Source organism: Streptomyces ossamyceticus (assembly GCF_001418475.1).
Lineage (GTDB): Bacteria > Actinomycetota > Actinomycetes > Streptomycetales > Streptomycetaceae > Streptomyces > Streptomyces ossamyceticus.
In genome coordinates, this window is record NZ_LIQX01000047.1 from 1 (window position 1) to 4,784 (window position 4,784).

At 74.2% G+C, this 4,784-nt stretch carries 4 protein-coding genes; 2 read left to right on the forward strand and 2 right to left on the reverse strand.

Annotated elements, in window-relative coordinates:
* Positions 1 to 36: 36 nt before the first annotated feature.
* Both AOK15_RS04455 and AOK15_RS04460 read right to left on the reverse strand, forming a co-directional pair.
* The gene (locus AOK15_RS04455; protein ID WP_055512967.1) at positions 37 to 657 is read right to left on the reverse strand and encodes a DsbA family protein; all 621 of its coding nucleotides are present in this window, start codon (positions 655 to 657) and stop codon (positions 37 to 39) included.
* A 157-nt stretch (positions 658 to 814) separates the two neighbouring features.
* Positions 815 to 1,309 (reverse strand): MarR family winged helix-turn-helix transcriptional regulator, encoded by a 495-nt coding sequence (locus tag AOK15_RS04460; protein ID WP_055512969.1) that lies wholly within the window; start codon positions 1,307 to 1,309, stop codon positions 815 to 817.
* A gap of 222 nt (positions 1,310 to 1,531) precedes the next feature.
* On the opposite strand from AOK15_RS04460, the gene AOK15_RS04465 reads away from it, so the two are divergent.
* Together AOK15_RS04465 and AOK15_RS04470 are read left to right on the forward strand one after the other, a co-directional pair.
* Positions 1,532 to 3,052 carry an ABC transporter substrate-binding protein gene (locus AOK15_RS04465; RefSeq protein ID WP_055512971.1) on the forward strand — a complete coding sequence of 507 codons (1,521 nt, stop codon included), beginning with the start codon at positions 1,532 to 1,534 and terminating at the stop codon, positions 3,050 to 3,052.
* A gap of 6 nt (positions 3,053 to 3,058) precedes the next feature.
* Positions 3,059 to 4,784: ABC transporter permease subunit (locus tag AOK15_RS04470; RefSeq protein ID WP_055512973.1), on the forward strand; the 1,726-nt coding region annotated here is incomplete at its 3' end.

Below are 4,784 nucleotides of genomic sequence, written 5' to 3' on the forward strand. Positions count from 1 at the left end.
ACCGCCCGCTGAGACCGGCGGTGCGACCCGCCGGTCTCAGCGGGCGGTCGTCAGGGACGTCAGGCGGCGGTCGATCTGGTCGGCGGTGGCGCTGCCGACGCCCAGGACGGTGACGTGCGGGCCGTCGACGGCGAGCAGGGTGGGGAAGCCGGTGACACCGAGCTCGGCCGTCCGGCGGAAGTCGGCCTCGGCGGCGGCCGATGCCTCGGGCGCCTCGAACGCGGCGACCACGGCGTCGGCGTCGAGCCCGGCCGCCTCGGCCACCGTGCGGTAGGTGGCCGGGTCGGAGAGGCTCAGCCCGTCGACGTAGAAGGCGTGTTGCAGGGCGGCGGCGAGTTCGGCGGCCCGCTCCGGGGCGGCCCCGCGCAGGGCGGCCATGCCGCGCGCGGCGGCCTCGGAGTCCATGACGAACGAACCGTCGGCGATCAGCCGCTCGTAGCGCTCGCCGAACTCGGCGCCGGTCAGCTGCGTGATCTGGGCGTTGGCGCCCTGGACATACCCGAACTCGCGGATCGGCAGCCGGCGTGATCCGGTGAACAGTCCGCCGGAGACCACCTCGACCGGCAGTTCGGGGTGGCGGGAGACGACGTCGCCGAGGGTCCCGGAGAAGCCGTGGGACCAGCCGCAGTAGGCATCGAAGGCGTAGACGAGCTGCATGGAAGACCTCGACAGGGGTGGGACGCCCGCCGGGTCGCGGGCAGAACACCTGATGAAACAGTAACTGACTCGTCAGGCATTTCCCGGGAACGGGTGACGCTCATCACACCACGGGTCGATGCTCGAAGGCGGTAACGAGCCCTGGAGCGAGCCCCTGTCAGGGCAGTCGCGGCAGGATGTCCCGCGCCGAGTGGCTCAGGGCGCGCAGGTTCTCCGCGAACCGCTCCCGATCCTCGGCCGGGAGCGGGGCCAGGAAGTAGCGGCGGATGTTCTCGACGTGGACGCGGGCCGCCGCGACCGCCTTCTCCTCCCCGAGCGGGGTGAGGCGCACCAGCCGGCCCCGCCGGTCCTCGGGGTCCTCGCCCCGTTCCACGAGCCCGGCGGCCTCCATACGGTCGACCAGCCGGGTGGCGCCACCGGTGGTCAGCACCTGCTCCTGCGCGATGGCCCGCATGGACAGCCCCGGCTCGCCCGCCCGGCCCAGGATGAGCAGCACCTCGAACATGAGATGGCTGATGCCGCACTCCTGCTCCAGGGCCCGCCCCAGGATGTACTCCAGCCGGTTCGCCGCCCCCTGCAGCCGCCCGAAGGCGAGGACCAGGTGGTCGTCGGCGGCCTGCTTCGCCGTAGAGATCTCCGTCTGCTCGTCCACGGCCCCCGCCGCCCTTCCGGTCGTCCCACCACTGACCCCTCGATCATGCCGTGCCCGGCCCCCGATCACCCGCCCCCGGGGCGGAGGCGGGTGATCTCGGTGGTTGAGAATTCACCCACCCGCTGGGGATTCGGTAAGGCTTGCCTTATAAGCTGGCCCGGCCCTGTCGGACGGCCCCCGTGCGCCGGGGCGCGCCCCACACCTCGCACGACAGGACCCCCCATGCGCACCACGTCCCGCGGCCTCATCGCGGCGCTCGCCCTCAGCCCCCTGCTGGCCGGCTGCTTCGCGTCCGGCGACGGCGGCTCGGGTGCCGGCGGGGCGGACGCGGGCAGCCGGCTGCGGATCGCCCTCGCCCGGCCGCCGGCGCAGGCCCTGTCGCCGCTCGGCAGCGACGCCACCGTGCTGAGCAAGCTCTCCGTGGTCGAGGGACTCACCGCGCTGGACAAGGACGGCGGCGCCGCCCCCGCCCTGGCGAAGTCATGGACCCGGAAGAACGACACGACCTGGACGTTCGAGCTGCGCAAGGCGACCTTCCAGGACGGCACCCGGGTCACCGCCGACGCGGTCGTCAACGCCCTCAGCCACGCGAACGGGGCCGAGACCAAGCCCGTCGTCCTCAGCGATGTGACCCTGACCGCGAAGGCCGACGACGCCGACACCGTCACCCTCACCACCAAGGCCGCCGACCCGGTCCTCCCGCTGCGGCTCGCCAGCCCCGCCCTCGGCATCCTCTCTGCGAAGGCGTACACGAAGGACGGCGCCGTCAGCCCCGTCGGCACCGGCACCGGCCCGTTCGAGATCACCAAGCTCACCGGCAGGACCAGGGCGACGCTCGACCGCTACGACGGCTACTGGGGCGGCAAGGCCAAGGCGTCCGGCATCGACGTCACGTGGATCGTCGACGGCACCGCACGCGCCAACGCCCTGCGTGGCGGCGACGTCGACATCGCCGAGTGGATCCCCACCGCCCAGGCGAAGCTCCTCGACGAGCGCACCCGCCACGTGGTGGCGTCCGTGCGCACCGACAGCCTGGTCCTCAACACGGCGAGCGGCCTGTTCGCCGACGCCTCGCTGCGGGCCGCCGCCCGTGCGTCCGTGGACGGCGGTGTCCTCGTCGACTCCGTCTTCGGTGGCTACGCCGAGAAGGCCGAGGGCCTGTTCGGGCCCGCCGTGCCCTGGGCCGCCCGCGACCGCGTGGAGGTGACCGGCCGGGCGAAGGCCGCGACGACGGCGCAGGTGAAGAAGGAGACCAAGGGCAGGACCCTGCGGCTGGCCGCCTACACGAACCGTGCCGAGATCCCCGAGGCCGCGACCGTCCTCCAGCAGCAGCTGGAGAAGGCCGGGTTCACCGTGAAGCAGGACGTCCGCGAGTACACGCAGATGGAGGCCGACCTCCTCGCCGGCAAGTACGACGCGCTCGTCTTCTCCCGCGTCACGCTCCTCGACACCGGCGACGCGGTCGCCTACCTCGCGAGCGACTTCACGAGCAACGGCGTCTACAACATCGCGGGCCTGAAGGACGCGAAGGTCGACCGTGCCATCAGGGCGGCCGCCGAGGAGGCAGACACCACCGAGCGGCACAGGAAGATCATGCGGGCCGAGGCGGAGGTCCTGCGCACCGACGCCGTCGTCCCGCTGGTGTACGAGACGGTCGTGCAGGGCGTCGCCGACGACGTCGAGGGCGTCCTCCTCGACCCCCGCGAGCGGTCCCTCGTCGACCTCGACACCCACCTGAAGTAGCCGCCGATGAGCGTCACTGCGGCCCGTGCGCACGGCCTGCCGACCCGGTGGCGGGCGGGGGCCGGCCGGGCCGTCGCCGCCACCGCCCTGCTCACGGCCGTCGCGTTCCTGCCCTGGCTTTCCGCCAACGACCCCGCACTCACCGTCCTGCGCGCCCGCAACGCCGAACAGGACCCCACCCCCGCCCAGTTGGCCGCCGTACGGGAACGACTCGGTCTCGACGAGGGGCCGTTCGTCCATCTCGGCCGGTGGCTGGAGGGGCTGGCGCGCGGCGAGGCGGGCACCTCGTGGGTGTCGGGCGAACCCGTCCTGCCGCAGGTCACGACCGCCTTCGCGGTCTCCCTGACCCTGATGCTGGGCGCGCTGGCCGTGACCGCCGCGGTGGCCGCGCTGGTCAGCGCCCGCACCCTGTACCTCGGGTCGCGGCAGCGACTGCTCCGGGGCCGGGCGGGCGTCGGCGCGGCCGTCCTCGCCGCGCTGCCCAAGTTCCTCCTCGCCTCCCTGCTGGCCATGGTGTGCGGGGTGTGGCTGGGCTGGTTTCCCTCGCAGGGCTGGACGGGCCCGGCGTCGATGGTGCTGCCCGCGCTCGCCCTCGGCGTGCCCTCCGGCGCGATGATCGGCGGACTGCTCGACCAGGCGCTGCCCGCCGCGTTCCACGAGTCATGGGCCCGCACCTGGCGCGCCTACGGCCTGCCACCCGGCCGGATCGCCCGCACGGCACTGCGCCGCGCCCTGTCCGGAGTGCTCCCGCAGCTCCTGCCGACCGTGGTCGGCCTGGTCGGCGGCGCCGTCGCGGTGGAGAAGATCTTCAACATCCCGGGGCTCGGCCGGCTCGCCCTGGAGGCCGCCATCGCCCAGGACCTGCCGCCCCTCCAGACGGCGACCCTCGCCCTGGTCCTCCTCGGTGTCGGCGCGGGCCTGGTCATCCAGGCGCTGCGCCGCGCCCTGCTCGGCCCGGCCCTGCGCGACGGTGCCCTGCCCGCCCTGCATCCGCCCGCGCTGCCCCGGCCCCGCTCCCTGCCCTGGATCATCGGCTGCTGCGCCCTCGCCCTGCTCACCCTCGTTGTGGCCGGCCTGCTGCGCGACCCCCTCCACGTGGACACCGCGGCCCGGTTGCTGCCGCCGTCCCCCGAACACCCCCTGGGCACCGACGCGCTCGGCCGGGACCTGCTGGCCCGCCTCGGCCACGGAGCGCTGCGCACGGCCTCCGTCGCCCTCGCCGTCACCGCCGTCAGTGCCCTCCTCGGACTCCTGATCGGCACGGCGACCCAGGTGGGCGCGGGCCTCACCGAGGTGGTGTCGACGCTGCCGGCCGTCCTCGCGGGCCTGCTCGTGACCGCGGTGACCGGCCCCTCCGTGTGGGGCGCGGCCTGCGCCGTCTGCCTCGTGGGTTGGACCCCGTACGCCGCCCAGACGTCCGCCCTCCTCGAACAGGAACGGGCCAGCGGCCACCTGCTCGCCTCCGTCTCGTTCGGCGCCGGGCCCGGCTACCTCCTGCGCCACCATCTGCTCCCCGCGGTCCTGCCCGCCCTGCTGCGCAACGCGCTCCTGCGCCTGCCGACCACGGTCCTGGTCCTGGCCTCCCTGGGCTTCCTCGGCCTCGGCGAACAACCGCCCACCCCGGAGTGGGGCCGCCTCCTCTCCGAGAACCAGCCCTACGCCGAACTGGCCCCCTGGACCGTCCTCGCCCCCGCCGCCGCGCTGGCCCTCTTCGCGGTCCTCACGGTCGCCG